Here is a 1,583-nt window from a genome sequence, read left to right as displayed (position 1 = left end):
GCCCCAGCCTGTTCCGTCGCCGCCGCCGTGATCGGCGGTCGGACTTCTAGCCCCACGATTTCGCCGCGCCCACTGGCCGCGGACTTGCGCTCCGCCGATGACCGCGATTGCCCCAGCCGCACCGACTTTCTAGGTGCGGCGCTGTCGAACGTCGTCGGCGGCCCGGTGGGCCGGCATGCGGTGATCGGGCGCACCGCGTTCCTGACGCCGTTGCGGGTGATGTTTTTGATCGCGCTGGTGTTTTTGGCACTGGGTTGGTCGACGAAAGCGCCGTGTTTGCAGAGCACCGGCACCGGGCCCGGCGATGCGCGGGTCGCCAATTGGCAGAACCAACGCGCCTATTACGAGCTGTGCTACTCCGACACCGTGCCGCTGTACGGCGCAGAGTTGTTGAGCCAGGGCAAGTTTCCGTACAAGTCCAGCTGGGCGGAAAAGGACGCCGACGGCAAGCAACAGATCCGGTACGACGGCCAGCCCGCGCTGCGCTACATGGAGTATCCGGTGCTTACCGGCTTGTATCAGTACGTGTCGATGGCATTGGCCAAGACCTACACCGCGTTGAGCAAAGTCATTGGGTTGCCGGTCATCGCCGAGGTGGTGGTCTTTTTCGATGTCGCCGCACTCGGGCTCGCGTTGGCTTGGCTGACGACGTTGTGGGCCACCGCGAGGCTGGCGGGCCGGCGGGTTTGGGATGCGGCGCTGGTCGGCGCGTCACCGCTGGTGATCTTTCAGATGTTCACGAATTTCGATGCGCTGGCAACGGGTTTGGCGATCGGCGGGCTGCTGGCGTGGGCGCGTCGGCGACCGATACTGGCCGGCGTGTTGCTCGGGTTGGGTGTCGCCGCCAAGCTGTATCCGGCGTTGTTGTTGGGGCCGTTGCTGGTGCTGGGCATCCGGACCGGGCGGCTCGGGGAACTGGCCCGGACCGCAGCGGCGACAGTGGCGACCTGGCTGGTCGTCAACCTGCCGGTGATGGTGCTCTACCCGCGGGGTTGGTCGGAGTTCTTCAGGCTCAACGCCCGCCGCGGCGATGACATGGATTCGTTGATCAGCGTCGTCAAGTCCTTGACCGGCTGGCAGGGTTTCGATCCAAAGCTGGGTTTCTGGCAGCCGCCTACAAGGCTTAACGAAGTTGTCTTGGCTGCGTTCGTATTATGCTGTGCGGCAATCGCTTACGTCGCGCTGACTGCTCGCCAGCGGCCGCGGCTGGCGCAGCTGGCGTTTCTGGTGGTGGCAGCCTTTCTGTTGACCAACAAGGTGTGGAGTCCGCAGTTCTCGCTGTGGCTGGTGCCGTTGGCAGTACTGGCGTTGCCGCATCGCCGAATCCTGTTGGCGTGGATGACGATTGACGCGCTGGTGTGGGTGCCGCGGATGTACTACCTCTACAACGTGCCCAACCGCGGGTTGCCCGAGCAGTGGTTCACCGCCACAGTGCTGCTGCGTGACTTCGCGGTGCTGGCCCTGTGTGCGCTGGTGGTCCGTCAGATCTACCGGCCCGAGGAGGATCTGGTGCGCTGGTGCGGACGGGTCGACGATCCCGCGGGCGGGGTGTTCGATCGGGCGCCCGACGCGCCGCCCAGCTG

At 65.4% G+C, this 1,583-nt stretch carries 1 protein-coding gene; it reads left to right on the top strand.

Annotated elements, in window-relative coordinates:
* Positions 1 to 27 precede the first annotated feature (27 nt).
* Positions 28 to 1,583 (top strand): glycosyltransferase family 87 protein (locus tag WB785_RS14070; RefSeq protein WP_424079948.1); only part of this gene is annotated, 1,556 nt, incomplete at its 3' end.

This window comes from Mycobacterium sp., assembly GCF_049585075.1.
Taxonomy (GTDB): Bacteria; Actinomycetota; Actinomycetes; order Mycobacteriales; family Mycobacteriaceae; genus Mycobacterium.
The sequence above is the reverse complement of the archived record's forward strand: the minus strand, read 5'-3'. Positions and strand labels throughout refer to the sequence as shown.